At 71.6% G+C, this 26,018-nt stretch carries 28 protein-coding genes and 1 pseudogene; 19 read left to right on the top strand and 10 right to left on the bottom strand.

Translation table 11 applies throughout. The features are described 5' to 3' along the window. Positions 1-130: 130 nt before the first annotated feature. A complete protein-coding gene (hchA, locus tag ACIPPM_RS28130) occupies positions 131-1,003 on the top strand; it encodes a glyoxalase III HchA (protein ID WP_401452784.1) in 873 nt (290 codons plus the stop codon). A 4-nt stretch (positions 1,004-1,007) separates the two neighbouring features. Here hchA and ACIPPM_RS28125 read toward each other — a convergent pair whose 3' ends face one another. Further along, on the bottom strand, positions 1,008-1,748 hold the full coding sequence (locus ACIPPM_RS28125; protein WP_401453112.1) for a VOC family protein: 741 nt from the start codon (positions 1,746-1,748) through the stop codon (positions 1,008-1,010). Positions 1,749-2,246: 498 nt separating this feature from the next. On the opposite strand from ACIPPM_RS28125, the pseudogene ACIPPM_RS28120 reads away from it, so the two are divergent. After that, positions 2,247-2,387, top strand: a pseudogene (locus tag ACIPPM_RS28120) (deoxyxylulose-5-phosphate synthase); the annotation flags it as partial. A gap of 46 nt (positions 2,388-2,433) precedes the next feature. On the opposite strand, the gene ACIPPM_RS28115 reads toward ACIPPM_RS28120, so the two are convergent. After that, positions 2,434-2,904 carry a hypothetical protein gene (locus ACIPPM_RS28115; protein ID WP_401452782.1) on the bottom strand — a complete coding sequence of 157 codons (471 nt, stop codon included), beginning with the start codon at positions 2,902-2,904 and terminating at the stop codon, positions 2,434-2,436. 64 nt (positions 2,905-2,968) lie between these two features. On the opposite strand from ACIPPM_RS28115, the gene ACIPPM_RS28110 reads away from it, so the two are divergent. The 7 genes from ACIPPM_RS28110 (at position 2,969) to ACIPPM_RS28080 (ending at position 9,089) form a co-directional block, all read left to right on the top strand. Continuing rightward, the gene (locus tag ACIPPM_RS28110; protein ID WP_401452780.1) at positions 2,969-3,952 is read left to right on the top strand and encodes a helix-turn-helix transcriptional regulator; all 984 of its coding nucleotides are present in this window, start codon (positions 2,969-2,971) and stop codon (positions 3,950-3,952) included. Between the two features lie 98 nt (positions 3,953-4,050). Next, positions 4,051-5,079: an N-acetyl-gamma-glutamyl-phosphate reductase gene (gene argC / locus ACIPPM_RS28105; RefSeq protein WP_401453110.1), complete on the top strand. Its 1,029-nt coding sequence runs from the start codon at positions 4,051-4,053 to the stop codon at positions 5,077-5,079. Next, the gene (gene argJ, locus ACIPPM_RS28100; RefSeq protein WP_401452778.1) at positions 5,076-6,227 is read left to right on the top strand and encodes a bifunctional glutamate N-acetyltransferase/amino-acid acetyltransferase ArgJ; all 1,152 of its coding nucleotides are present in this window, start codon (positions 5,076-5,078) and stop codon (positions 6,225-6,227) included. Before argC ends, argJ begins: the two co-directional genes overlap by 4 nt. Next, positions 6,224-7,138, top strand: a complete 915-nt coding sequence (gene argB / locus ACIPPM_RS28095; protein WP_401452776.1) for an acetylglutamate kinase — start codon at positions 6,224-6,226, stop codon at positions 7,136-7,138. The genes argJ and argB overlap by 4 nt, the downstream gene beginning before the upstream one ends. Further along, positions 7,135-8,337 (top strand): acetylornithine transaminase, encoded by a 1,203-nt coding sequence (locus ACIPPM_RS28090; RefSeq protein ID WP_401452774.1) that lies wholly within the window; start codon positions 7,135-7,137, stop codon positions 8,335-8,337. The genes argB and ACIPPM_RS28090 overlap by 4 nt, the downstream gene beginning before the upstream one ends. A 7-nt stretch (positions 8,338-8,344) precedes the next feature. Further along, positions 8,345-8,887, top strand: coding sequence for an arginine repressor (locus ACIPPM_RS28085; protein ID WP_393596462.1), 543 nt, complete (start codon positions 8,345-8,347; stop codon positions 8,885-8,887). Positions 8,888-8,948: 61 nt separating this feature from the next. Continuing rightward, positions 8,949-9,089 carry a hypothetical protein gene (locus ACIPPM_RS28080; RefSeq protein ID WP_401452772.1) on the top strand — a complete coding sequence of 47 codons (141 nt, stop codon included), beginning with the start codon at positions 8,949-8,951 and terminating at the stop codon, positions 9,087-9,089. 105 nt (positions 9,090-9,194) lie between these two features. On the opposite strand, the gene ACIPPM_RS28075 is transcribed toward ACIPPM_RS28080, so the two are convergent. From ACIPPM_RS28075 to ACIPPM_RS28055, 5 genes are all read right to left on the bottom strand, one after another. Further along, positions 9,195-9,935, bottom strand: a complete 741-nt coding sequence (locus ACIPPM_RS28075) for an FAD:protein FMN transferase (protein ID WP_401453108.1) — start codon at positions 9,933-9,935, stop codon at positions 9,195-9,197. A 59-nt stretch (positions 9,936-9,994) separates the two neighbouring features. Beyond that, positions 9,995-10,756, bottom strand: coding sequence for an FMN-binding protein (locus ACIPPM_RS28070; protein WP_401452770.1), 762 nt, complete (start codon positions 10,754-10,756; stop codon positions 9,995-9,997). Between the two features lie 17 nt (positions 10,757-10,773). Beyond that, on the bottom strand, positions 10,774-12,156 hold the full coding sequence (locus ACIPPM_RS28065) for a ferric reductase-like transmembrane domain-containing protein (RefSeq protein WP_401452768.1): 1,383 nt from the start codon (positions 12,154-12,156) through the stop codon (positions 10,774-10,776). A gap of 88 nt (positions 12,157-12,244) precedes the next feature. Beyond that, complete coding sequence (locus ACIPPM_RS28060; RefSeq protein WP_401452766.1) at positions 12,245-12,940, bottom strand: L,D-transpeptidase; 696 nt, start codon at positions 12,938-12,940, stop codon at positions 12,245-12,247. A 3-nt stretch (positions 12,941-12,943) separates the two neighbouring features. After that, positions 12,944-13,531: a pyridoxamine 5'-phosphate oxidase family protein gene (locus ACIPPM_RS28055; protein ID WP_401452764.1), complete on the bottom strand. Its 588-nt coding sequence runs from the start codon at positions 13,529-13,531 to the stop codon at positions 12,944-12,946. Between the two features lie 91 nt (positions 13,532-13,622). On the opposite strand from ACIPPM_RS28055, the gene ACIPPM_RS28050 reads away from it, so the two are divergent. The 5 genes from ACIPPM_RS28050 to ACIPPM_RS28030 all read left to right on the top strand — a co-directional run bounded on the left by ACIPPM_RS28050 (position 13,623) and on the right by ACIPPM_RS28030 (position 19,528). Then, positions 13,623-14,816, top strand: a complete 1,194-nt coding sequence (locus tag ACIPPM_RS28050; protein WP_401452762.1) for an argininosuccinate synthase — start codon at positions 13,623-13,625, stop codon at positions 14,814-14,816. 86 nt (positions 14,817-14,902) lie between these two features. Then, the gene (argH, locus tag ACIPPM_RS28045; protein ID WP_401452760.1) at positions 14,903-16,333 is read left to right on the top strand and encodes an argininosuccinate lyase; all 1,431 of its coding nucleotides are present in this window, start codon (positions 14,903-14,905) and stop codon (positions 16,331-16,333) included. Between the two features lie 57 nt (positions 16,334-16,390). Beyond that, a complete protein-coding gene (locus ACIPPM_RS28040; protein WP_401452758.1) occupies positions 16,391-17,362 on the top strand; it encodes an aldo/keto reductase in 972 nt (323 codons plus the stop codon). Positions 17,363-17,441: 79 nt separating this feature from the next. Further along, positions 17,442-17,993 carry a TetR/AcrR family transcriptional regulator gene (locus ACIPPM_RS28035; protein ID WP_401452756.1) on the top strand — a complete coding sequence of 184 codons (552 nt, stop codon included), beginning with the start codon at positions 17,442-17,444 and terminating at the stop codon, positions 17,991-17,993. A 14-nt stretch (positions 17,994-18,007) separates the two neighbouring features. Continuing rightward, a complete protein-coding gene (locus ACIPPM_RS28030) occupies positions 18,008-19,528 on the top strand; it encodes an MFS transporter (protein WP_401453106.1) in 1,521 nt (506 codons plus the stop codon). A 54-nt stretch (positions 19,529-19,582) separates the two neighbouring features. Here the strand turns inward: ACIPPM_RS28030 and ACIPPM_RS28025 are convergent, their stop codons facing one another. After that, the gene (locus ACIPPM_RS28025; RefSeq protein WP_374201406.1) at positions 19,583-20,212 is read right to left on the bottom strand and encodes a lysophospholipid acyltransferase family protein; all 630 of its coding nucleotides are present in this window, start codon (positions 20,210-20,212) and stop codon (positions 19,583-19,585) included. A gap of 325 nt (positions 20,213-20,537) precedes the next feature. On the opposite strand from ACIPPM_RS28025, the gene ACIPPM_RS28020 reads away from it, so the two are divergent. From ACIPPM_RS28020 to ACIPPM_RS28010, 3 genes are all read left to right on the top strand, one after another. Beyond that, positions 20,538-21,713, top strand: coding sequence for a glycerophosphodiester phosphodiesterase (locus ACIPPM_RS28020; protein WP_401452754.1), 1,176 nt, complete (start codon positions 20,538-20,540; stop codon positions 21,711-21,713). Positions 21,714-21,814: 101 nt separating this feature from the next. Beyond that, positions 21,815-22,321 carry a sigma-70 family RNA polymerase sigma factor gene (locus ACIPPM_RS28015; protein WP_401452752.1) on the top strand — a complete coding sequence of 169 codons (507 nt, stop codon included), beginning with the start codon at positions 21,815-21,817 and terminating at the stop codon, positions 22,319-22,321. A 44-nt stretch (positions 22,322-22,365) separates the two neighbouring features. Next, positions 22,366-22,863 carry a GNAT family N-acetyltransferase gene (locus tag ACIPPM_RS28010; RefSeq protein WP_401453103.1) on the top strand — a complete coding sequence of 166 codons (498 nt, stop codon included), beginning with the start codon at positions 22,366-22,368 and terminating at the stop codon, positions 22,861-22,863. Between the two features lie 21 nt (positions 22,864-22,884). Here ACIPPM_RS28010 and ACIPPM_RS28005 read toward each other — a convergent pair whose 3' ends face one another. Together ACIPPM_RS28005 and ACIPPM_RS28000 are read right to left on the bottom strand one after the other, a co-directional pair. Next, positions 22,885-23,304, bottom strand: a complete 420-nt coding sequence (locus tag ACIPPM_RS28005) for a hypothetical protein (RefSeq protein WP_389004688.1) — start codon at positions 23,302-23,304, stop codon at positions 22,885-22,887. 1 nt (position 23,305) lies between these two features. Next, positions 23,306-23,665: a hypothetical protein gene (locus ACIPPM_RS28000; RefSeq protein ID WP_389004687.1), complete on the bottom strand. Its 360-nt coding sequence runs from the start codon at positions 23,663-23,665 to the stop codon at positions 23,306-23,308. 572 nt (positions 23,666-24,237) lie between these two features. On the opposite strand from ACIPPM_RS28000, the gene ACIPPM_RS27995 reads away from it, so the two are divergent. Both ACIPPM_RS27995 and ACIPPM_RS27990 read left to right on the top strand, forming a co-directional pair. After that, positions 24,238-25,278, top strand: coding sequence for a methionine ABC transporter ATP-binding protein (locus ACIPPM_RS27995; RefSeq protein WP_401452750.1), 1,041 nt, complete (start codon positions 24,238-24,240; stop codon positions 25,276-25,278). Continuing rightward, entirely contained in the window at positions 25,275-26,009 is a 735-nt protein-coding gene (locus ACIPPM_RS27990; RefSeq protein WP_389004685.1) for a methionine ABC transporter permease, read from the top strand. The genes ACIPPM_RS27995 and ACIPPM_RS27990 overlap by 4 nt, the downstream gene beginning before the upstream one ends. Positions 26,010-26,018: the final 9 nt, after the last annotated feature.

Below are 26,018 nucleotides of genomic sequence, written 5' to 3'. Positions count from 1 at the left end.
TCGCTCCTCCACGCGCGCTCCCCCCGGCCACTCTGCACCCCTGGGGCGGCGCCCGCCACATCATGCGGGTGCCCGGTGCGGTGTCTACGTTGGAGGAAAGGAGGTTTCCCCTGCCAGAAGGAGGTTTCCCATGTCCGACGCGACCGACCCGAGCAAGGACCCGGCTCCGGACCCGGCCGAGGACAACGCGTTCTTCCCCTCCCCGTACTCGCTGAGCAAGTACACATCGCCCAAGACCGATTTCGACGGCGTCCAGCACAAGAACGCCTACACCGGCGGGCGGTGGAAGGTGCTGATGATCGGCACGGACGAGCGGTATCTGCTCACCGAGGACGGCAAGTTCTTCTCCACCGGCAACCATCCCGTCGAGATGCTGCTCCCGCTGCACCACATGATGGAGGCGGGCTTCGACGTCGACGTGGCCACCCTCAGCGGCAACCCCGTCAAGCTGGAACTGTGGGCCATGCCGGAAGAGGACAAGGCCGTCATGGAGACCTACGAGGCGATCAAACCGAAGCTGAAGCAGCCGCTGAAACTGTCCGAGGTGGTCGCGGACAAGCTCGGTCCGGAGTCCGACTACATCGCCGTCTTCATCCCCGGCGGACACGGAGCGGTGATCGGGCTCGCGGAGAGCGAGGACGTGACCGAGACCCTGGACTGGGCGCTCGCCAACGACAAGTACGTCATCACCCTCTGCCACGGCCCCGCCGCGCTGCTCGCCGCCGCCCGGGGCAAGGACGAGTCGCCCTTCGACGGCTACTCCCTGTGCGTCTTCCCCGACGCCCTCGACACCGGCGCCAACCTGGAGATGGGCTACCTCCCCGGGCGGCTGCGCTGGCTGGTCGCCGATCTGCTGGAGCGGCAGGGCGTCACCGTCCTGAACTCCGACATCACCGGCCAGACCCACCAGGACCGCAAACTCCTCACCGGCGACAGCCCGCTCGCCTCCAACGCGCTGGGGCTGCTGTCGGCGGACGTACTGGTGGAGGCGGCGAAGGACTGAGCCGTCAGGGCAGCGCCAGCACGCAGAACGCGTTGCCCTCGGGGTCGCTGAGGCACGTCCACGGGACGTCCCCCTGGCCGAGGTCGAGGCCGGTGGCGCCGAGAGCCTTCAGCCGGGCCACCTCCGCCGCCTGGTCGCCGCCGGGGTCGGGGAGGAGGTCGAGATGGACCCGGTCGGGCGCCGTGTGCGCGGTCGGCGACCGGAACAGCTCCAGGTACGGACCCGTGCCGTCGGCCGACCGCAGCAGCATGAGGTCATCGGTCTCCCGCTGCACGGTCCAGCCCATCGCCCCACCCCAGAACCGGGCCATCGCCCGCGGCTCGGCACAGTCCATGACCACCGCCGCGATCGGCCCGGTGTTCCGGTACCGCTCCCGAGGCTCCAGTACGCAGAACTCGTTCCCCTCGGGATCGGCGAGCACCGTCCACGGCACGTCACCCTGCCCGATGTCGAGACGCGTGGCCCCGTGACCCTCCAGCCGCGCGACCAGCTCCGCCTGGTGTGCCAGGGAGGTCGTCGCGAGATCGAGATGCGTACGGTTCTTCGCCGCCGTCCGGCGCCCCGGCACGGGTACGACATCCACCCCGACGACGACCGGGTCCGGCCAGACCAGGCCGCCGGGAGGCCCTACGTAGGTCGTCGCACCGGGCGTGTAGGCGACCCACCCCAACGCCTCCGCCCAGAACCGCCCGACCACCGAGGCGTCAACGGCCTTGATATTGACGTGCACAGGTCGCAGTCCCATGCCGGTGATCCTATGCACGGGTCGCCGAGGGCGACGGCGGGCTGATCGCAGGTAATCGAAGAACCTGGCCCACCAGGTCGCCGCGCCGTCCTGGCTCCGGAGGTCCTTGAGCCAGGGCAGCAGCCCCTCGTAGCGCAGCCGCAGCAGCCGCCAGGGGACGAGTCGGTACCCCAGTTCCGTCAGCGCGCTCTCGACCCGCCGACGATCCGCCCCCGACAGAGCGCCCTTTGCGACGGCGTCGTCCAAGTCGGCGTGGCTGTCGGGTATGGACGTGACCACCGTGGCGAGCCACCCGTAGTTGCTCAGCCGGATGCCGAGACCGACCCCGGCTTCGGTGCGGGCGGCAGGCACGCCCACCGCGAAGTAGCAGCTGGCGTCCTGCATCGACCCGTCGAGAGGACAAGGCCCCCCGAACTCCTCCGACAGCCGCTCGCTCAGCGCGGACGCCCGCGCCGAAAAGCGGCAGCCCCGCCCGGAACCGATCTCTGAGCCGGCCCGGTGCCCCACGGAAAGACCTCCTACGTCTGCCTCTCCTGCCGTGTCTCGTACAAGCAGTGGTACGACAGGGCGAGGCGGACCTGTCCGAGTTGTGCCGGGCCCTTGATCCACGCGGGGTCGGCGTTCGCCGCGCCTCGGCGGCACCTCGGTCGCCACGGCCCTCGGGCAGCGGGATCTGCCGTAGCGGTCAGGCTCGGCGGGTGAAGTCCATGTGCCAGTTGGTGAGCCAGGTCCGGCCCTTGTCGAGGGAGAACGCCTGCTCCCAGTGGGCGTGGTCCGGGGTGATGCCGGACCAGACGAAACGGGCGCGGACCTTGTGGCCGTCGTGCTCGTCGTCGCCGTGGAAGACGCCGGTGCCGTCCGGGCCGAAGCCGCCGGTGACGGGTGGGAAGAGGGTGCCGGTGCGCTTGCTGGCCCAGTACAGGGACCACTGGGCGGTCTCCGGGTCGTACAGCCGCAGCGTCAGGCCGGAGAAGCCCTTGGTCGGGAACTCGATCTCGTCGAAGCTGGCGGCGCCGTCGAAGTGGACGGAGGCGCGGGTGACGCCGGGGAACTCCTCCCAGCGGTCGTCGCCCTCGGTGGGGTCCAGGAAGCCCTTGCGCCAGCGGTTGGCGACGTCGTAGGTGCCGGTGAAGAACGCGAAGTCGTTGTCGGTCATGCGGCAGACGTTAGGACGGGTCTCCTGACACCTGCTGTCAGGAGACCCGCGTAGATTCGCGGCCATGCGCGCCGGTCGACTCCTCTCCCTGCTGCTCCTGCTCCAGAACCGTGGTCGGATGACCGCCGACGAGCTGGCGGCCGAGCTGGAGGTGTCCGTACGCACGGTGTACCGGGACGTGCGGGCGCTGAGCGCGGCGGGCATCCCGCTCTACGGCGAGGCGGGCCACGCGGGCGGCTACGCCCTGCTGGACGGCTACCGCACCCGGCTGACCGGGCTGACACCCGACGAGGCACGGACCCTGTTCCTGGCCGCCCTCCCGGGACCGGCGGCCGAGCTGGGCCTCGGCCCGGTACTGGCGGCCGCCGAACTGAAGCTGGAGGCGGCACTGTCCGTCGGGCCGCGGGAGCAGAGCCGCCGCATCCGCGAGTGCTTCCACCTCGACGCACCCGGCTGGTACCGGGAGGCGGACGAGGTGCCGCACCTGACGGCGGTGGCGGCCGCGGTGTGGGAACGCCGCGCGATCCGGGTCCGCTACCGCCGCTGGAACGCCCCGCGGGAGGTGGACCGGCGGCTGGAGCCGTACGGGATCGTGCTCAAGGCCGGACGCTGGTACACCGTCGCCCGTGCCGACGGCGATCTCCGCACCTACCGGATCGGACAGATTCTCGCCCTGGAGCGACTGGACGAGACGTTCGACCCCCCGGCCGGGTTCGACCTGGCCCGCCACTGGCAGGCCCACTCGGCGGCGCTCCAGGAGCGGCTGTGGCAGGGCGAGGCGGAGATACGCGTCTCTCCGGCCGGTATCGCCCGGCTGCGGGACTTCGCGGCGCGGGCGGTGATCGACGCCGTGGACCGGGGCGAACGCGAACCCGACGGCCGCCACCGCGCCACCATCCCCGTCGAGAACCTCGACCACGCCGAGTCGGAACTGCTGCGCCTGGGCCCGGAGGTGGAGGTCCTCGCGCCACCCGAACTCCGGGACCGCATGACGGCATCGACGCGAGCGATGGCGGCGCTGTACACACCCCGGACGGTCGCCCCGTGACCGTCCATCCCCCTCCACACCCCCGAGCCGCCCTCTCGTACAAGTGATTGCATAAAAGTGCAGCGCTACGTATAGTCATGCCAATGAAGGAGGCTGACATGGTGGTGCGCGCGGCGGTGGCCGGGGCCAGTGGGTATGCGGGTGGGGAGTTGCTGCGACTGCTGCTCGGGCATGCCGGGGTCGAGGTCGGCACGCTGACGGCGCACTCCAGCGCGGGGCGACGGCTGGGGGAGCTGCAGCCGCAGCTCGCGCCGCTCGCCGACCGGGTGCTGGCGGAGACGACCGCCGAGGCGCTCGCCGGGCACGACGTGGTGTTCCTGGCGCTGCCCCACGGACAGTCCGCCGCCGTCGCCGAGCAGCTCGGCCCGGACGTCCTCGTGATCGACCTGGGCGCCGACTTCCGGCTCACGGACCCCGCCGACTGGGAGCGGTTCTACGGCTCCCCGCACGCCGGTACCTGGCCCTACGGCCTGCCCGAACTCCCCGGCGCGCGTGCCGCGTTGGAGGGCACCAAGCGCATCGCCGTACCGGGCTGCTACCCGACCGCCGTCTCCCTCGCCCTCTTCCCCGCCCACGACGCCGGGATCATCGAGCCCGAGGCCGTGATCGTCGCCGCCTCCGGCACCTCCGGGGCCGGTAAGGCACCCAAGGCGCATCTGCTCGGCAGCGAGGTCATGGGCTCCATGACCCCGTACGGCGTCGGCGGCGGGCACCGGCACACCCCCGAGATGATCCAGAACCTCAGCGCGGCGGCCGGGGAGCGGGTGAGCGTCTCCTTCACCCCGACCCTCGCGCCGATGCCCCGCGGCATCCTCGCCACGTGCAGCGCCAAGGCCCGCGCCGGAGTCACCGCGGAGACGGTCCGCGCGGTCTACGAGAAGGCGTACGCCGACGAGCCGTTCGTCCGGCTGCTGCCCGAGGGGCAGTGGCCCGTCACCGGCGCCGTGACCGGCTCCAACGCCGTCCAGGTGCAGACCGCCTTGGACGCGGAGACCGGCCGGGTCATCGTGATCAGCGCCATCGACAACCTGACCAAGGGCACCGCGGGCGGTGCCGTACAGAGCATGAACATCGCCCTCGGACTCGACGAGACCACCGGGCTTTCCACGATCGGAGTCGCGCCTTGAGCGTCACAGCGGCCAAGGGATTCACCGCGGCGGGCATCGCCGCCGGGATCAAGCAGAACGGCAACCCCGACCTGGCCCTCGTGGTCAACACCGGCCCCCGCCGAGCCGCCGCCGGCGTCTTCACCGCCAACCGCGTCAAGGCCGCCCCGGTGCTGTGGTCCGAGCAGGTCCTCAAGAGCGGCCAGGTCAGCGCCGTCGTCCTCAACTCCGGTGGCGCCAACGCCTGCACCGGCCCCCAGGGCTTCCAGGACACCCACGCCACCGCCGAGAAGGTCGGCGAGGTCCTCGGACGCGGCGCCATCGAGGTCGCCGTCTGCTCCACCGGCCTCATCGGCGTGACCCTGCCCATGGACAAGCTGCTGCCCGGCGTCGAGACGGCCGCCGCCTCCTTGAGCGAGCACGGCGGGGAGAAGGCCGCCCTCGCCATCAAGACCACCGACACCCACCACAAGACCGCCGTGGTGAGCAAGGACGGCTGGACGGTCGGCGGCATGGCCAAGGGCGCGGGCATGCTCGCCCCCGGCCTCGCCACCATGCTGGTCGTCCTCACCACCGACGCCGACCTCAGCGACGCCGAGCTGGACAAGGCCCTGCGCGCCGCCACCAAGGTCACCTTCGACCGGGTCGACTCCGACGGCTGCATGTCCACCAACGACACCGTGCTGCTGCTCTCCTCCGGCGCCTCCGGCATCACCCCCGGCTACGACGAGTTCGCCGACGCGGTCCGCGAGGTCTGCGCCGACCTCGGCCGCCAGCTCATCGGCGACGCCGAGGGCGCCAGCAAGGACATCAAGGTCGAGGTGATCAACGCGGCCAGCGAGGAGGACGCCGTCGAGGTCGGCCGCTCCATCGCCCGCAACAACCTCCTCAAGTGCGCCCTCCACGGCGAGGACCCCAACTGGGGCCGCGTGCTCTCCGCCATCGGCACCACCACGGCCGCCTTCGAGCCGGACCGGCTGGGCGTCGCCATCAACGGTGTCCAGGTCTGCCGGAACGGCTCGATCGGCGAGGACCGCGACCTGGTCGACATGCGCTACCGCGAGATCCACATCGTCGCCGACCTCGCCGCGGGCACCGAGACCGCCACCATCTGGACCAACGACCTGACCGCGGACTACGTCCACGAGAACAGCGCGTACAGCTCATGAGCACACCCGCGCGGAAGCACACCGCGCTGCCCAAGGCCCAGACCCTGGTCGAGGCGCTGCCCTGGCTCACCCGCCACCACGGCCGCACCGTCGTCATCAAGTTCGGCGGCAACGCCATGGTCGACGAGAGCCTCAAGGCCGCCTTCGCCCAGGACGTCGTCTTCCTGCGCCACGCCGGGCTGCGGCCCGTCGTCGTGCACGGCGGCGGCCCCCAGATCAGCGCCGCCCTCGACCGGCACGGCATCGTCAGCGAGTTCAAGGCGGGCCTGCGTGTCACCACCGAGGACGCCATGGACGTCGTACGGATGGTGCTCGCCGGGCAGGTGCAGCGCGAGCTGGTCGGCCTGCTCAACCAGCACGGGCCGCTCGCCGTCGGCCTCACCGGCGAGGACGCCCACACCATCACCGCGACCCGGCACCGGCCGAGGGTCGACGGCGAACTCATCGACATCGGACGCGTCGGCCAGATCACCGAGATCGACACCGGCGCCATCGAGACCCTGCTCGCCGACGGCCGCATCCCGGTCGTCTCCTCGATCGCCCGCTCCCAGGACGACGGACATGTCTACAACGTCAATGCTGATACGGCGGCTGCGGCACTCGCTGCTGCGCTGGGCGCCGAAACCCTCATGGTCCTCACCGACGTCGAGGGCCTCTACGAGGACTGGCCGCACTCCGACGAGGTGATCAGCCGCCTCACCGCGACCCAGCTGGAGAAACTGCTGCCCGAACTCTCCTCGGGCATGGTGCCCAAGATGGAGGGCTGCCTGCACGCCGTACGCAACGGCGTGCGCACCGCCCGCGTCATCGACGGCCGCGTCCAGCACTCGATCCTGCTGGAGATCTTCACCGACGAGGGCATCGGCACCATGGTCGTGCCCGACGAGCCGGACACCCCGGGGGAGTCATGAGCAACGAGGAACTGACCGCCCGCTGGCAGGGCGCCCTCATGAACAACTACGGCACCCCGCGGCTTCCCCTCGTCCGAGGCGCGGGCACCGCCGTCTGGGACGCCGACGGCAAGCGCTACCTGGACTTCGTCGGCGGTATCGCGGTCAACGCCCTCGGGCACGCCCACCCGGCGGTCGTCCGCGCGGTGAGCGAGCAGATCGGCACCCTCGGCCATGTCTCCAACCTGTTCGTCGCCGAGCCGCCCGTCGCCCTCGCCGAGCGCCTGCTGCGGCTGTTCGGCCGGGACGGCAAGGTGTTCTTCTGCAACTCCGGCGCCGAGGCCAACGAGGGCGCGCTGAAGATCGGCCGACTGACCGGGCGTACCCACATGGTCGCGACCGACGGCGGCTTCCACGGCCGCACCATGGGCGCCCTCGCCCTCACCGGCCAGCCCGCCAAGCAGGAGCCGTTCCGCCCGCTGCCCGGCGACGTCACACACGTCCCGTACGGCGACCCGCAGGCCCTCGCCGCCGCCGTCACCCCGGACACCGCCATGGTGATCATCGAGCCGATCCAGGGCGAGAACGGGGTCGTGGTGCCCCCGCCCGGCTACCTGAAGGCCGCCCGCGCCATCACGGCCGCGACCGGCGCGCTGCTCGTGCTGGACGAGGTGCAGACCGGCGTCGGCCGCACCGGCGACTGGTTCGCCTACCAGGCCCACGAGGGCGTACTGCCCGACGTCGTCACCCTCGCCAAGGGGCTCGGCGGCGGACTGCCGCTCGGCGCCACCCTCGCCTTCGGCCGCGCCGCCGACCTGCTCCAGCCCGGCCAGCACGGCACCACCTTCGGCGGCAACCCGGTCGCCTGCGCCGCCGGACTCGCCGTCCTCGACACCATCGAGGACGAGGGCCTGCTCGCGAACGCCAAGCGGCAGAGCGAGGCCCTGCGCGCCGGGATCGAGGCACTGGGCCACCCGCTGGTCGACCATGTCCGGGGTGCGGGCCTGCTGCTGGGTATCGTGCTCACCGGGCCGCACGCGGCGCGCGCGCAGGCGGCGGCCCAGGAGGCCGGGTTCCTGGTGAACGCGCCCGCCCCCGACGTCGTACGGCTCATGCCCCCGCTGAACCTCCGCGACGACGAGGTGGACGCCTTCCTCCAGGCGCTGCCCGGCATCCTCGACGCGAGCGCAGACGATGAGGACGGACGACCCCGAGAATGAGACGACGATGAGCCAGGCGCAGGACCACGATCAGGCGGCGGGCGGACCCGCCGTACCGCAGACCCGGACGGCCCGACACCGCCGGATCGTGGACATCCTCAACCGGCAGCCGGTGCGCTCGCAGAGCCAGCTCGCCAAGCTGCTCGCCGACGACGGGCTGAGCGTCACTCAGGCGACGCTCTCCCGCGACCTGGACGAGCTGAACGCGGTCAAGATCCGCAACACCGACGGCGACCTGATCTACGCGGTGCCCAGTGAGGGCGGTTTCCGCACCCCGCGCGCCCCGCTGGGCGGCTCCGCCAAGGAGGAGCGGATGCGGCGCCTGTCCCAGGAGCTGCTGATCTCCGCCGAGGCGTCCGCCAACCTCGTCGTGCTGCGCACCCCGCCCGGTGCCGCCCAGTTCCTCGCCTCGGCCATCGACCAGGCCGAACTCCACGACATCCTCGGCACCATCGCGGGCGACGACACCGTCATGCTGATCAGCCGCGACCCCACGGGCGGCCAGGCCCTGGCCGACCATCTGCTCCGGCTGGCGCAGAACACGCCTTGAGGCTCCGGCGCGGGGTATCCGCGTGAGCGGGACCGGTCACGGCGCGAGAGGGGACCCGGCCATGGCACTGCTCCAGCTGGCGGCCGACGGTGGCAGCGACTTCTGGCCCACCGGGGCGATCATCCTCACCCTGATCATCGTCATCAACGTGTCGATCGGCATGTGGCGCAACACCAGGCTCAAGAGGGGAAAGAAGACCTAGGGGGTGTCTTGCCGATCACGCCGGGCTCGCGGCCTGATCGACAAGACACCCCCTAGCCCCGCGACGGACGGCACCTCGTGGGGCGTCCCGGCCGGGGCGGCATCCTCACCCCAGCCGGGTCGCCAGACCCCCCGTGCAGCGCACCTCGTCGCCCGCCGTGATCAGCAGGCCCTCCACGTCCGGCAGGGACTCCAGCCAGGCCAGGCCCGCGCGGGAGCCCATGGCGAAGGCGGCCGTGGCCCAGCAGTCCGCCCAGGTCAGCCGGGGGGTCACCACCGTCACGGCGACGAGGTCGGTCACCGCGGAGCGGCCGGTGCGGGGGTCCACGATGTGCGCGCCCCGCTCGGCCGTGCCCGAGGTCGCCACCGCCAGCTCGTCCGTACCGGCCGCCGACACCACCGCCGCCAGTCCGCCCGGCCGGAGCGGATCGGCCACGCCCACCCGCCAGGCCCGGTGTGGCTCGGGCGCCCCCAGCATCTGGACGTCACCCCCGCCGTTCACGCTCACCCCGCACACCCCGGTGACGGCGGCCAGCGTGCGCGCGGCCCGCTCGGCGGACCAGCCCTTGACGATGCCGGTCGGGTCCAGCGTCCCCCGGTACCGGGTGCTGAACCAGCCGTCGCTGACCCGCTCCGCCTCGGCCGCCAGCTCCAGCACCTCGCGGACCTCCGGGGCGCACTGGCCCGCCGTCAGCTCCTCGCGGGCCAGCCGGGACACCTCGCTGTCCTCGCGGTACGTGCTGAACACGGCGTCGACCTCGTGCAGCCCGGCGACCGCCGTGTCCAGCGCCGCTCGCACCTCGTCGGGGTCGCCGCCGCGCACGTCGAAGGAGAAGACGGTCCCCATGACCTCCTCCGCGTGCCGCACCACATGCGGTGTCCCCGCCCGCTCGGCCACCGTCCCGGTCACCCGGCCTGGTCCAGCGCGGACTGGAGCGACTTCTTGTACCCGGTGCTGGTGTAGGTCGCCCCGGACACCGAGTCGATGTCCGCGCTCCCCGAGGCGACGGCCGCCCGGTTCAGCCGAGGTACGGCCAGCGCGGTCTTCTCGTCGCTCGTCGGGCCCTTCGGCGCCTGGACCGCCTCCGCCTTGGTGACCTTCTTCCCGCTGAGCGTGACCCGGACCTGCACCGCCCCGTACGGCGTCTGCTCCGCCTTGCCGGTGACGGTACGGGCCTGCGCGGCCCCCGAACTCCCGCCCGTGGAAGGCTTCTTCACCTGGTCCAGCGCCGACTGCAGCGACTTCTTGTACCCGGTGCTGGTGTACGTCGCGCCCGACACCGAGTCGATGTCCGCGCTCTGCGTCGCCAGCGCCGCCTGGTTCAGCCGGGGCACGGCGAGCGCGGTCTTCTCGTCGCTCGTCGGACCCTTCGGCGCCTCGACGGCCTCCGCCTTGGTGATCTTCCCGCCGCTGACCGTCAACCGGACCCGCACGGCACCGTACGGCGTCTGCGCCGCGGCCCCGGTGACCGTGCCGGCCTTGTCCGACGCCTGGGCACCGCCGCCGGACCCGCCCTGCGGCGACTCCTGCGCCCCGGCCGCCGGAGGGGCGGCCGCCGACGCCGCGGCCGGATCGGAGGCGGGCTTCAGCGACAGCAGCAGCACGACACCGGACACGGTGGCCGCGGTGGCCAGCATCACGCGCCGAATGGGGTGGCTCTTCCTCATGGCTTCTGGAGCTCCGCTCACATCTCGAACGACTCGTGATGGATGCGCCGGGCGGGGACCCCCGCGCCGCGCAGTGCCTCGTACACCGACTGCGCGAAGCCGGGCGGCCCGCACATGAAGACGTCGTGGCGGTCGATGTCGGGCATCTTGCGCCGGAGGTTCTCCGCCGAGATGTCCGGCCGCTCACCCTCCGGGCTGTTCACCGCGTACATCAGCCGGGCGCCCCGCTCCTCGGCGATCGCGGCCAGCTCGTCCCACAGCGCCAGGTCCTGCGTGGTGTTGGCCCGGTACAGCAGGGTGATGTCACCCGAGGCGCCCGGCAGCGTCTCGAACAGCGCCCGCATCGGCGTGATCCCGACCCCGCCCGCCACCAGCAGCACCTTGCCCCGGCTGCGGCGCTGCGCGGTGAGCGCCCCGTACGGGCCCTCCGCCCACACCCGCGTGCCCGGCTCCAGCTCGCGCAGCCGCGCGCTGTGGTCGCCGATCGCCTTCACGGTGATCCGCAGCATCCCCGGCCGGGGCGCCGCCGACAGCGAGTACGGGTGCGAGCTGAACCGCATCCCCGGCGCCAGGAACCGCCAGCGGAAGAACTGCCCCGCCTCCGCGCCCATCCGGTGCAGCTTCCGCCCGGAGATCAGCACCGACACGATGCCCGGCGACTCCTCGATCACCGCCTCCACCCGCATCCGGTGCCGCAGGTTCAGCCGGACCGGCACGATCACCCGGTACCAGAGCACCAGCGCGGTCACCGCGCCGTACAGCACGTACCAGAACGTCTTCGCCATCGGCTCGACCGCGAAGTCGTTGCCGGTGGTGATCTGGTGCCAGAAGGTCAGGAACACCGCCGCGTACGTCAGCAGATGCACGTGGTACCAGGTGTCGTACGGCAGCCTGCGCCGGACCACGCCGATGGAGGAGAGCCCGATCACCACGAACAGGCCGGTGCCGATGGCCGCCTTGCCCATGTCGGGCAGCTGGTTCACCGAGTCGATCGTCTGCTGGACGATGTCGCCGAGCGACTTGCCCGCCTGGAGGGCGTACCCCCACATGATCAGGAAGACGTGCGCCAGGACCAGGCTCAGCGTGTAGCGGCCGCTCATCGCGTGCCAGCGGGCCACCCGGTCCGAGCCGACCCGCCGCTCCAGCGCCGGTACGCGCGCCATCTGGAGCACGACCAGCGCCATCAGGTACCCGGCGAGCAGACCGGTGATCCGGCCCGCGTTCAGGACGCGGCCCGCGTTGTCGGCGATCGAGGGGGTGTTGTGCCACCAGAGCCACAACACGGCCGCCGCACCGGCCCACACCGCGAGCAGCAGGGGGACGGCCGGTGAGCGGCGCGGGCGGATGCGGCGCATCGTCTGGCGGCGGGCGGCACGTCCGCCTGCGAGCGTGGTGGTCACGGTTCCTCCGGGGGACTTGACCCTTGGCCCACACATACGTGCGGTACGAGCGGAGTGTTCAGCGTCCCGGCGGGTGACCTGGCGGGTGTCAGTAGCGGGTGATCGAGGTGGCCCCGCCCGTCGTGCCGATGGCGATGTGCGGATGCCGGGCCGGGTCGGTCCAGCGGAGGATCTGGGTCATGGCCTCAGGGGGTACCGAGACACAACCGGCCGTCGCCGCCTTGCCGTTGACGTGCAGGAAGATGCCCGCGCCGCGTCCGCGCACCGGACGGTGGTAGTTGAAGCCGATGACCAGCGCGTGGGCGTACTGGCTGGGGTACGTGACCAGGTGCTCGGACTCCGAGGCACGGCAGTCGGCCGGGAGGGGGTCCGCCCAGCGGTTGTAGGCGTGGGAGTCGTTGTCCTGGCACCACCAGGAACTCTCCGCGACCGGGCGGTACTTGACGCGGGTCCCGGCCGGTGCCGCCTCGATGCCGAAGCCGAACGGCAGGTCGTACAGCCCGGTCGGGGTGGTGTTGGTGCCCTGCTGCCGCTCGTTGCCCGCCACCAGCCCGCCCGACCCGAACCGGGCGGGCGCGGTCCCGGCCGCCGTCCAGTGGCCGTGCCGCCGGTCCCACCAGGTGAGGGTGCCGGTGGTGGAGCCGTTGTCCGGGGCCTCGGCGGTGATGAGCTGGGTACCGCCGCCGGTGTCCGCGAGGCGTGCGGGCAAGGGGGTGTCGGCCGGTGCGAGGCCGAGCGCGCAGAAGGAGGCGGACACGAGGGCGGTGACCAGGCGGCGGCGCATGGCTCAGACCGTAGAGGGCGGCAGCGGCAACGGCAGGCCGGGCAGCCCGTCCATGCTCGTCGCGATGTGCTCCTTCCTGGTGAAGTAGTCGCTCAGCGAGGCGTCGTCCTCGCGGGCGAAGCGCCGCCCGTGCAGATCGCGGTCCTCCTCGTAGACCATGCGGGGCACGGCGTATCCGCAGGAGTCCCGCACCAGCTCGGCGTGCACCACGATGATCGCCCGCAGTCCGTGCGGGGCCGGGTCGATGCCGGGGAAGGCGGCCAGCAGCTCGGGGAAGCGCGGGTCGTCGCGGAAGACCGGCTCGCCCCGGCCGTGCACGCGCACGATGTTCGGCGGGCCCTGGAAGGCGCACCACATCAGGGTGATCCGGCCGTTCTCCCGCAGGTGGGCCACGGTCTCGGCGGTGGAGCCCGCGAAGTCGAGATAGGCCACCGTCAGCTCGTCCAGCACGGCGAAGGAGCCCTTGAGGCCCTTGGGGGAGAGGTTGACCGTGCCGTCGCCGGCCAGGGGCGCGGTCGCCGTGAAGAAGAGGGGCTGCTCCTCGATGAACTTCCGCAGCCTGCCGTCGATCCGCTCATATGTCTTTCCCATGCCCGCTGCCTACCCCACCTCCGCGATTGACGAATCATGCGGAGTTCTGCATACTCATGCATATCAGCGAATGCACGTGAGGAGAGAAACCGTGACCGAGCGCGTCGTACTCGCCTACTCAGGCGGACTGGACACCTCCGTCGCCATCGGCTGGATCGCCGAGGAGACGGGCGCCGAGGTCATCGCCGTTGCGGTGGACGTCGGTCAGGGTGGCGAGGACCTGGACGTCATCCGCAAGCGCGCCCTCGCGTGCGGTGCCGTCGAGGCAGAGGTGGCCGACGCCAAGGACGAGTTCGCCGAGGAGTACTGCCTCCCGGCGATCAAGGCGAACGCCCTGTACATGGACCGCTACCCGCTGGTCTCCGCCCTGTCCCGGCCGACGATCGTCAAGCACCTCGTCGCCGCCGCGCAGAAGCACGGCGCCACCACGGTGGCCCACGGCTGCACCGGCAAGGGCAACGACCAGGTCCGCTTCGAGGCGGGCATCGTCGCCCTCGCCCCCGAGCTGAAGTGCATCGCCCCGGTCCGTGACTACGCGATGACCCGGGACAAGGCGATCGCCTTCTGCGAGGCGAAGAACCTCCCGATCGCGACCACCAAGAAGTCCCCGTACTCCATCGACCAGAACGTCTTCGGACGCGCCGTCGAGACGGGCTTCCTGGAGGACATCTGGAACGCCCCGATCGAGGACATCTACGAGTACACCTCGAACCCGGCCGAGGCCCGCGAGGCCGACGAGGTCGTCATCACCTTCGAGCGCGGCGTACCGGTCGCCCTCGACGGCCGCCCGGTCACCGTCCTCCAGGCCATCCAGCAGCTCAACGAGCGCGCCGGGGCCCAGGGCATCGGCCGGATCGACATGGTCGAGGACCGCCTCGTCGGCATCAAGTCCCGCGAGGTGTACGAGGCGCCGGGCGCCATCGCCCTGATCACCGCCCACCAGGAGCTGGAGAACGTCACCGTCGAGCGTGAACTCGCCCGCTACAAGCGGCAGGTGGAGCAGCGCTGGGGCGAACTGGTCTACGACGGCCAGTGGTTCTCCCCGCTCAAGCGGGCGCTGGACGGCTTCATCGCCGAGGCCAACGAGCACGTCTCCGGCGACGTCCGGATGACCCTGCACGGCGGTCGCGCCGTCGTCACGGGCCGCCGGTCCCAGTCGTCGCTGTACGACTTCAACCTCGCCACCTACGACACCGGCGACAGCTTCGACCAGGCCGCGGCCAAGGGCTTCATCGACATCTACAGCCTGTCGTCGAAGATCGCGGCCAAGCGGGACCTCGCGTAGGCACCGTCGTTAAGCAGTAGGCCACCGCCTCTCCGCCTGCCAGGGTGGGGAGGCGGCGGCACATCCCGAGCTTGAGGAGCAACGCAGTGAGCAGCAACAGCGGTGACGTACGGCTCTGGGGCGGCCGTTTCGCCGACGGTCCCGCCGAGGCCCTGGCGAAGCTGTCCGCGTCCGTCCACTTCGACTGGCGGCTCGCCCCCTACGACATCGCCGGGTCCCGCGCCCACGCGCGCGTTCTGCACACCGCGGGGCTGCTCACCGAGGACGAGCTGACCCGCATGCTCGCCGGGCTCGACCAGCTCGAAGCCGACGTGGCCTCCGGGGAGTTCACCGGCACCATCGCCGACGAGGACGTGCACACCGCCCTGGAGCGCGGTCTGCTGGAGCGGCTCGGCCCCGACCTCGGCGGCAAGCTCCGCGCCGGACGCTCGCGGAACGACCAGGTCGCCACCCTCTTCCGGATGTACCTGCGCGACCACGCCCGGATCATCGGCGGCCTGATCGCCGAGCTCCAGGACGCCCTGGTCGGCCTCGCGGAGGCCCACCCGGACGTGGCCATGCCCGGCCGCACCCATCTCCAGCACGCCCAGCCGGTGCTCTTCGCCCACCATGTGCTGGCCCACGTCCAGTCCCTCGGCCGGGACGCCGAGCGGCTGCGCCAGTGGGACGAGCGCACCGCCGTCTCGCCGTACGGCTCCGGCGCGCTCGCCGGTTCCTCCCTCGGCCTGGACCCCGAGGCGGTCGCCCGCGACCTCGGCTTCGAGCGGGGCAGCGCCGGGAACTCCATCGACGGGACGGCCTCGCGGGACTTCGTCGCGGAGTTCGCGTTCATCACCGCGATGATCGGCGTCGACCTCTCGCGGATCGCGGAGGAGATCATCATCTGGAACACGAAGGAGTTCTCCTTCGTCACCCTGCACGACGCGTTCTCCACCGGCTCCTCGATCATGCCGCAGAAGAAGAACCCGGACATCGCGGAGCTGGCACGCGGCAAGTCCGGTCGGCTGATCGGCAACCTCACGGGCCTGCTGGCCACGCTGAAGGCGCTGCCGCTCGCCTACAACCGGGACCTCCAGGAGGACAAGGAGCCCGTCTTCGACTCCTGCGACCAGCTGGAGGTGCTGCTCCCGGCCTTCACCGGCATGATCGCCACCCTCACCGTCAACCGCGAGCGCATGGAGGAGCTGGCCCCGGCCGGGTTCTCGCTCGCCACCGACATCGCCGAATGGCTGGTCCGCCAGGGCGTGCCGTTCCGCGTCGCGCACGAGGTCGCGGGGGAGTGCGTCAAGGTCGCGGAGGCGGACGGCAAGGAACTGGGCGACCTCACGGACGACCAGTTCGCCAAGATCTCCCCCCACCTCACCCCGGAGGTCCGCACGGTACTGAACGTCAAGGGCGCGCTCGCGTCCCGCGACGGCAGGGGCGGTACGGCGCCGAGCGCGGTGGCGGTGCAGCTCGCGGAGGTCAAGGACGACCTCGCGCGGCAGCATGCCTGGGCGGACGCCAAGAAGCACTGAACGAAGGGCGTCGCGGGTTAGTTTGGGAGCTGATCAGCCGACCGAACGGAGCCCGCGATGCCCTTCGCCCGCCTATCCTCCGCGACCACCCCCACCTGCCACCTGGGTCTCGGTCTGGCCGCGGTCGGCCGCCCCGGCTACATCAACCTGGGCCGGGACCGAGACCTGGGGCAGGACCGCAGCGCCGAAGCGCTGCGCACCCGCACCCACGACCTCCTCGACGCCGCCTACGCCCAAGGCGTCCGCTACTTCGATGCCGCCCGCTCCTACGGCCGCAGCGAGGAGTTCCTCGCGGACTGGCTGACGGCCCGCCCGGAGAACGACGACGTGGTGGTCGGCAGCAAGTGGGGCTACACCTACACCGCCGACTGGTCCACCGAGGCCGACCGGCACGAGGTCAAGGACCACACCCTCGCCACGCACGACCGGCAGCGCGCCGAGACGGCCGAGCTGCTCGGGGACCGGCTGGACCTCTACCAGATCCACTCCCTCACCCCCGACAGCCCCGCCCTCACCGACCGCGCCCTGCACGCCCGCCTCGCCGAAGCGGCCGCGGGCGGCCTCACCATCGGCTTCTCCACCAGCGGCCCCGCCCAGGCAGACACCATCCGGGCCGCGCTGGAGATCACCGTGGACGGCAGGCCGCTCTTCGGCACCGTGCAGTCCACGTACAACGCGCTGGAGACCTCGGCCGGGCCCGCGCTGGCTGAGGCGCACGACGCCGGGCTGGCGGTGATCGTCAAGGAGGGCATGGCCAACGGCAGGCTCGCCCCGGAGCACGCGCCCGAGGCCCTGCGGGACATCGCCGAGGAGACCGGCCTCGGCCCGGACGCCGTCGCCCTGGCCCTCATCCTCAGCCGCCCCTGGGCCGGAGTCGTCCTGTCCGGTGCCGCGACCGTCCCCCAGCTCGGCTCCAACCTCCACGCCGCCGCCGTCGACCTCACCGACGACCAGCGGGCCCGCCTCGACGCCCTCGCGGAGGACCCCCGGGCGTACTGGGAGCGACGCGGCGAGCTGCCCTGGCACTGAGACCCGCCGCGACCAGCCTCGATGAGTCACGCGTGCCCGCAATGAGACATCAATGTCTCAAGCGAGGTACTCTTGTCTCATGGCTCTCGACCGTGACCACGTGCTGCGCTCCGCCGCCGCCCTGTTGACCCGCAAGTCCACGGCGACGATGGACGAGGTCGCCCGGGCCGCCGGGATCAGCCGCGCCACGCTCCACCGCCACTTCGCCGGACGCGACGCGCTGGTCCGCGCGCTGGAGGCGCTCGGTATCGCGGAGTGCGAGGCGGCGCTCGACCGCGCCCGGCTGGACGAGGGCCCCGCCGCCGACGCCGTGCGCCGACTGGTGAGCGAGATCCAGCCCGCCGCCGGACTGCTCGCCTTCCTCTACGGCGAGAACCAGCTCTGGGAGGGCGAGGGGCAGAACGCCCGCTGGCTGGGCCTGGACACCCGGATCAGCGCCCTCTTCCAGCGCGGCCAGCGCGACGGCGACCTCCGTATCGACCTCACCCCCGGCTGGCTCACCGAAGCCTTCTACGGGCTGATCACCTCGTGCGCCTGGGCCGCGCTGGACGGCCGGGTGGCCTCCCGCGACTTCTCCACGATGGTCGCCGAGCTGCTCCTCGGCGGCGCGCTGCGCCGGGATCAGTCATGACCGGCAGAGCAGTCATGACCAGCACCTTGCGACCCGTACGGACCGAGACCGAGCCGCGTCCCGGCCGCTGGCTGGCGCTCGCGGTGCTCGTCCTCGCCGTCCTGCTCGTCGCCGTCGACGCCACCGTCCTCGGTCTCGCCACCCCCTACATCAGCGAGGACCTGCACCCGTCCGGCACCCAGCTGCTGTGGATCGGCGACGTCTACTCCTTCGTCCTCGCCGGACTGCTCGTGTCCATGGGCAGCCTCGGCGATCGCGTCGGCCGCAAGCGCGTCCTGCTGTGCGGCGCGGCCGCGTTCGGCGCGATCTCCGTCCTGAACGCCTACGCCACCAGCCCCGGCCTGATGATCCTCGCGCGGGCCCTGCTCGGCGTCGCGGGCGCCACCCTGATGCCCGCGACCCTCGCCCTGATCCGCAACCTCTTCCACGACCCGCGCGAGCGCAGCCTCGCCATCGGCATCTGGGGCGCCACCGCCTCGGCCGGAACGGCCGTCGGCCCGATCGTGGGCGGCTTCCTGCTGGAGCACTTCTGGTGGGGCTCGGTGTTCCTGATCAACCTGCCGGTGATGGCGGTGCTGGTCCTGGTCGGCGTCCGCACGCTGCCCGAGTCCCGCGACCCGAACCCCGGCCCCTGGGACCTGCTCAGCGTGCTGCTGTCCCTGGTCGGCATGCTCGCCCTGGTCTACGCGGTCAAGGAGGCCGCCACCCACGGCTTCGGCCCGCTCACCCTGGCCACCGGCCTGCTGGGCGCGGCCGCGCTGTACGGCTTCGTCCGCCGCCAGCTCACTTTGCCGACCCCGCTGCTGGACATGCGGCTGTTCCGGCACCGGGGCTTCAGCGGGGCGGTGCTGGCGGACCTGCTGACCGTGCTCGGCATGTCGGGGCTGGTGTTCTTCCTGTCCCAGTTCCTCCAACTGGTCCAGGGCAGGCACCCGTTCGAGGCGGGCCTCGCCGAACTCCCCGCCGCCGTGGGCGCGGTGGTGGCCGGACTGGTCGCGGGCCGCGCGGCGCGCCGCTTCTCGGTACGCGCGGTGGTCTCCGGCGGCCTCGCCGCGATCGGCGTCTCCCTCGCCGTCCTCACCACGCTCGACGCCACCACCGGCTACCCGCTGCTCGGCGCCGCCCTGCTGATCGTCGGCGTCGGCGCGGGCTTCTCCTTCACCGTCACCTCGGACGTGATCCTCTCCAGCGTGGACAGGAACCGCGCGGGCGCCGCCTCGGCTGTCTCGGAGACGGCCTACGAACTGGGCGCGGCCCTGGGCATCGCCCTGCTGGGCTCGATCGTGACGGCCGCCTACCGCGACTTCACGGCGCCACCGGGCACCCCGGAAACGGCCCATGAGTCGCTGGGCGCGGCAGTAGAAGCGTCGACGAGCCTCCCCGCCTCCACGTCCCAGGCACTTCTGGACGCGGCCAGAGAGTCCTTCGTACATGGCCTGCATCTGGCGTCAGGAGCAGGAGCGGCAGTGTTGCTGGCGGCGTCCGCAGCAGCGTGGCTCCTGCTGAAGAACCAACGGCTGGACAAGGATCTTTAGGGGCGCGGGGAACTGCGCGACCAGCCACAACGCACCCGCACCCGAATAACGACCTCAGGCCGCCTTGGCCTTAGTGGCATACATGTCCACGTACTCCTGCCCGGAAAGCCGCATGACCTCGGCCATCACAGAATCCGTCACAGCCCGCAGCACATAACGATCCCGGTCCATCCCCTCGTACCGGGAGAACTCCATCGGCTCGCCGAAGCGGACAGTCACCTTCCCCGGCCGAGGGAACCCCTTCCCTCCCGGCTGAAGCTTGTCCGTGCCGATCATCGCGAACGGCACCACCGGCGCCCCCGTCATCAGGGTCAGCCGAGCGATCCCCGTACGCCCCCGGTACAGCCGTCCGTCGGGGGAGCGGGTCCCCTCGGGGTAGATCCCGAAGACCCGGCCCTCCTCCAGCACCCGGCGCCCGGTCATCAGCGCGGCCACGCCGCCGTTCGCCCCGTCCCGGTCCACCGGGATCATGCCGACGCCGGTGAAGAACCAGGCCATCGCCCGGCCCTTGATCCCCTTGCCGGTGACGTACTCGTCCTTGCCGATGAACTGCACCTGCCGCTTGGAGACCACCGGGAGCACGATCGAGTCGATGAACGTGAGGTGGTTGCCCGCCAGGATCACCGGACCCTCGCCGGGAATGCGCTCGAGGCCCTCCACCTGGGGGCGGAACATCAGGCGCATGGCCGGCGCGAGCACTGCCTTGATGAGCGCGAAGCGGGACAACGGGTCCTCCAGGCCGAGCGGGCGATATGAGTCTGTGCAGGTGAGGACATTACTCGCGGCCACGGGGAAAGCGCACATCGAGCCGCGCGATTCACCGAGGTCTTACGTGTTGTTGACATGGGCTCACCTGCCGACGAGACCCCAGGGGACATCAGGCGTCACCCGCGTGTTCCCGCCGAGGTCTCCCCTCCGTCATGTCCACGCCCCTACGATCGGCGCGCACCCACGAGACACAGCCAGGTCGGAGCGAAGAAGACCTGCGTAACGACAGCGGGAGACGCGTATGGAAAGCGACCGGACCAACCAGCCCTCGCGCGCGACCGGACGGCGCGCGGTCCTCGGTGCGGCGGTGCTCGGCGCGGGCGGGGCGGTCCTCGGACTGCCCTCGGCCGCCCACGCGGCCGGCACCCGGACGGCCCGGTCCGGCGGACGCGGACTGAAGAGCCTGCCGGTGCCGACGATCATCGGCCACCGGGGTGCCAGCGGATACCGCCCCGAGCACACCTTCGGCTCCTACGACCTCGCGCTCGAACTCGGCGCCGACATCGTGGAGGCGGGTGACCTGGTGCCCACCAAGGACGGGCATCTCGTCTGCCGCCACGAACCCGAGATCGGCGGCACCACGGACGTCGCCTCGCACCCCGAGTTCGCCGGCCGGAAGACCACCAAGGTCCTCGACGGGGTCTCCGTCACCGGCTGGTTCACCGAGGACTTCACGCTCGCCGAGCTGAAGACGCTGCGCGCCGTCGAGCGCATCCCGGCCAACCGCCCGCACAACACCCTCTACAACGGCCGCTGGGAGATCCCCACCTTCGAGGAGGTGCTGAAGTGGCAGGACGCCCGCACCCGTGAGCGCGGCCGCCAGGTGTGGATCTACCCCGAGCTGAAGCACCCCACCTACTTCCGCCGCCTCGGCCTGGAGCTGGAGGGACGGGTGGCCAAGGCGCTGCGCAAGCACGGCAAGGACAGCCGGAACGCGCCCGTCATCCTGCAGTCCTTCGAGCCGACCAGCATCCAGCGGCTCAACCGGATCGTCGACAACCCGCTGGTCGTCCTGCTGGACGCCGCGGGCACCCGCCCGTACGACTTCGTCGCCACCGGCGACCCCCGTACGGTGGCCGACCTCGTCACGCCCCAGGGGCTGCGCGAGATCGCGGGCTACGCCCAGGGCATCGGCCCCACCCTGGACCTGGTCATCCCGAAGAAGTCCGACGGCACCCTGGGCGAGCCCACCCGGCTGGTCGCCGACGCGCACAAGGTCGGGCTGATCCTGCACCCGTACACCATGCGCAACGAGAACCCCTTCCTCCCGGCCGAGTACCGCAAGGGCGCCGACCCGGACGGCTACGGCGACGTGTTCGGGGCCTACCGGACCTACTTCGCCACCGGCATCGACGGCGTCTTCACCGACAACGCCGACACCGGCGTGCTGGCCCGCGCCGACTTCCTGGGCCACTGACACCGGCCGGGGCGTCAACACCGGCGCCCCGTTCCCGCTGATCCGGGTGACAGCGCGCCGTCCCGGAAACCCGTCGGCCGGGACGGCGCGTCTCGACGCACATGACCCATGACCTGCTGACCGATCTGCGCCCGCTCCTGACCGCGGAGGCGTCCGCCGAGGCACATGCCTCCGGGAGCGAGCCCGGCGACCTGGAACAGGCCGTCTGGCTCCGGCTGCTGGAACGGCTGGAGAGCCAGGGCCCGCCGCCGGACCCGTCCGGCTGGCTGCGCGACGCCGTCCGCGACGAGGGCAGGCTCAGCCGCCGTACCCACGACGTCGAAGGCCCCTACGACGGCGAACCCGCCGACGACACCCGGCACGGTCCGGAACAGCTCGCCCTCCGCGCGGCCCGGCACCGGGTGGTGCGCGAGGCGGTGCGCGGACTGCCCGGCCGCTGCCCCCGGATCATGGCGGCCCTGCTCTCCCCCCGCGACCTCACCTACCGCGAGATCGCCGGGGAGTTGGGCATCTCACAGGGCAGTCTCGGACCGGAACGTTCCAGATGTCTGGGATGTCTGCGACGAATGCTCGCGGCGGAGGTTGCCGGCACCGGAGCACGGGGATAGAGGTGGGGGACAACAGTGATCAGGTGAGCGGGAGGCATGCGCACATGGGCATGAGCGTGACCATCTCGGCGGCGACCGAGCCGGACGCGGAGCAGATCCTCAAGCTCCAGTACCTCTGCTTCCAGAGCGAGGCCGCGCGCTACGGGAACTACCGCATCGACCCGCTCGTGCAGAGCCTGGACCAGGTCCGCGAGGAGGTCGCCGCCGACTGCGTCTTCGTCGCCCGGCTCGGTGACGAAGTGGTCGGCTCGGTGCGCGGCAGGCTCACCGAGGACGGCGCGGCGGCCATCGGCACGCTCTGCGTCCACCCCCGCCTCCAGGGCCATGGCATCGGCGCCCGTCTCCTCGGCGCGGCGGAGAAGGCCCTCACCGAGCAGCGCGGCGCCACCACGTACCGGCTGCGCACCGGCCACCGCAGCGAGAGCGGCCTGCGGCTGTGCCGCAAACTGGGCTACCGGGCGGTGGGCCGCTCGCGGGGCGCCGACGGCGTCGAGATGATCGTGCTGGAGAAACCGGCCACGGCCTACGCGGCCACGGCCTGACGCGTCCGGGGGCGGGCGGTCTCAGGCCGCCTGCCGCCGCCGCGCCGCGCGCAGCCAGTACAGCGCGGTCACCGGCAGCAGCACCGGGATGAAGACGTACCCCATCCCGTAGTCCGACCACACGGTGGCGTCCGGGAACGCGGACGGCTCGACCAGCGTCCAGGTGCCCACGATCAGCACGCCCGCCAGCTCGGCCGCGCAGCACACCACCGCCGCCCGGCGGGCCGTCTCGCCGCCCCGGACCAGCGTGTACGTGATGAAGCCGTACACCACGCCCGCGAGCGCCGACAGCGAGTACGCGAGCGGTGCCCGGTCGAACTCCGTGGCGATCTGGTAGACCGAGCGCGACACGGCGCCGACCACCATCACGCCGTAGAACCAGACCAGCAGCATGCCCGGCCCGCTGATCAGCCGGGCCGGCTTCTCCTCCAGCGCCGTCATGTCAGCCTCCCCAGATGTCAAAGAGCCGTACTTCGAGGACGGCCAGCACCACGCCGCCCGCCGCGACCGTCACCGAACCCCAGCGGGTGCGCTCGGCCAGCGACATGAAGCCCGCCGCGGGCACGCAGGCCAGCGCGCCCAGCAGATAGGCCACGAAGATCGTCGTGCCCTGGTCCGGCTTCTCGCCCCGCGCCAGCAGCACGATCCCGACGACCAGCTGGATCACGGCCAGCACGGACACCACGGCCATGCCGATGAAGTGCCAGTCCTTGGTCGGCTGGTCCCGGTGTGCGGCCCAGCCGCACCAGGCGGCCAGCAGCAGCGCGGCGATCCCGGTCGCCAGCGTCAGGGCATTGAGCATGCGGAGACCTTATTACGGCCGAATCGGACGCCCGTCGCCGCCCCCGGCGCCCGGACGGCCGTCGTGGCGTTGGCCACAGCGGGCCGTGCCGGGGCGCCGGACCCGGTGCGGCCGAGAGGGGCTCCTGCCCCTTGATGGTGGGGGCGACCGGCGATCGGGCCGTCCCTAGTGTCTCACCGGCACCATCCACGTCTGTCCAGCATGTGGACAGGTCTCTTCGGGGCGCGTGGCCGGTCTGGTTTACTGACCGCATGACCACGACGAGCAGCCGCACCCTTGCGACCGAGGCGACCTACACGCCCGGTGCTCGTTGTATGTGTCGCATGACGTGCCGAATGCGCGCCTTCTAGAGGGCCCCCGCACCACCGACAAGCCTCGCGCCCCGAAGCGAGAGCCATGGCCCGTCCGGGCTCCGGAACACCGCCGTACCGGACCCGTGCCATTCGCGCACACGCCGTTCTCCCCGGTTCACTCGCCACCGCGAGAACCGTGCCGCGTCCCTGAAATGCAACCCCATGCACCTGTGCCTGGCACACCCGCGCCGGGCACTCGACAGTGACGGAAACCCCCCTGTGATCACCACCTCGGGCCTGACCAAGGTCTACCGCTCACGCGGCCGTGAGGTCACCGCCCTCGACGGCGTCGACCTCCACGTCCGCGAAGGAGAGGTCTACGGCGTCATCGGCCAGTCCGGCGCCGGAAAGTCCTCCCTGATCCGCTGCGTCAACCTGCTGGAGCGCCCCACCGCGGGCACCGTGACCGTCGCCGGACAGGACCTCACCGCCCTCGCCGGGCGCGGACCGCGCGCGGGCAAGGAACTGCGCCAGGCCCGCAGCCACATCGGCATGGTCTTCCAGCACTTCAACCTGCTGTCCTCCCGGAGCGTGCAGGACAACATCGAGCTGCCGCTGGAGATCCTCGGCAAGTCCGGCAAGGAGCGCTCCCGCAAGGCGCTGGAACTCCTCGACCTCGTCGGTCTCGCCGACAAGGCGAAGTCCTACCCGGCCCAGCTCTCCGGCGGCCAGAAGCAGCGCGTCGGCATCGCCCGCGCCCTGGCCGGCGACCCGAAGGTGCTGCTCTCCGACGAGGCCACCAGCGCCCTCGACCCGGAGACCACCCGCTCCATCCTCCAGCTGCTGCGCGACCTGAACCAGCAGCTCGGCCTGACCGTCCTGCTGATCACGCACGAGATGGACGTGGTGAAGTCGATCTGCGACTCCGCCGCGCTCATGGAGAAGGGACGCATCGTGGAATCCGGCACCGTCAGCGAACTGCTGGCGACCCCCGGCTCGCAGCTGGCCTCCGCCCTGTTCCCGGTCGGCGGCGAGGCCACCGGCGACGACCGCACCGTCCTCGACATCACCTTCCACGGCGAGGCGGCCACCCAGCCGGTCGTCTCCCAGCTGGCGCGCACCTACAACATCGAGATCTCGATCCTCGGCGCGGCCATCGACACCGTCGCCGGTCTCCAGATCGGCCGGATGCGTATCGAACTGCCCGGCCGCTACGAGGACAACGTGGTGCCGGTCGGCTTCCTGCGCGAGCAGGGCCTGCAGGTCGACGTGGTCGGCGCCGAGGGTGAGTCCGTACTGGTGAAGGAGGGTGCGAAGTGACCTGGTCCGAGATACAGCCGCTGCTGTCCCAGGCGTGTTCCGAGACGTTCTCGATGGTGCTCTGGTCCACCCTGATCGCCATCGCCCTCGGCCTGCCGCTGGGCATCCTCCTCGTCCTCACCGAACGCGGCGGACTGCTGCAGAACGTCGTCGCCAACAAGGTGATCGGCCAGATCGTGAACGTCGGCCGCTCCATGCCGTTCATCATCCTGATGGTCGCGCTGATGGGCTTCACCCGCTCGGTGACCGGCACCACCATCGGCACCACCGCCGCGATCGTGCCGCTCGCCATCGGCGGCATCCCGTTCTTCGCCCGGCTGGTCGAGACGGCCGTCCGCGAGGTGGACGGCGGACTCGTCGAGGCCGTGCAGTCCATGGGCGGCAGCAGCTGGACCATCGTCCGCAAGGTCCTCGTCCCCGAGGCGCTGCCCTCGCTGATCGCCAGCACCACCACCACGATCATCGCGCTCATCGGCTACTCGGCCATGGCGGGCACGGTCGGCGGCGGCGGACTCGGCGACCTCGCCGTCCGCTACGGCTACCAGCGCTTCGAGACCGGACTGATGTGGATCACCGTCGGCATCCTCGCCGTGGTCATCTCCCTCATCCAGTTCGCCGGTGACTTCGCCGCCCGCTCCCTGCACGGCCGCGGCGGCTCCGGCCCGGTGCCGAAGCTGCGCCTGCTCAAGGCCAAGGAGCCGGCCGCCGCCGACATCACCAAGGTCGCCTGAGCGCGCCCG

Origin of the sequence: Streptomyces sp. NPDC090119, assembly GCF_044747085.1 — a bacterium.
Lineage (GTDB): Bacteria > Actinomycetota > Actinomycetes > Streptomycetales > Streptomycetaceae > Streptomyces.
The sequence above is the reverse complement of the archived record's forward strand: the minus strand, read 5'-3'. Positions and strand labels throughout refer to the sequence as shown.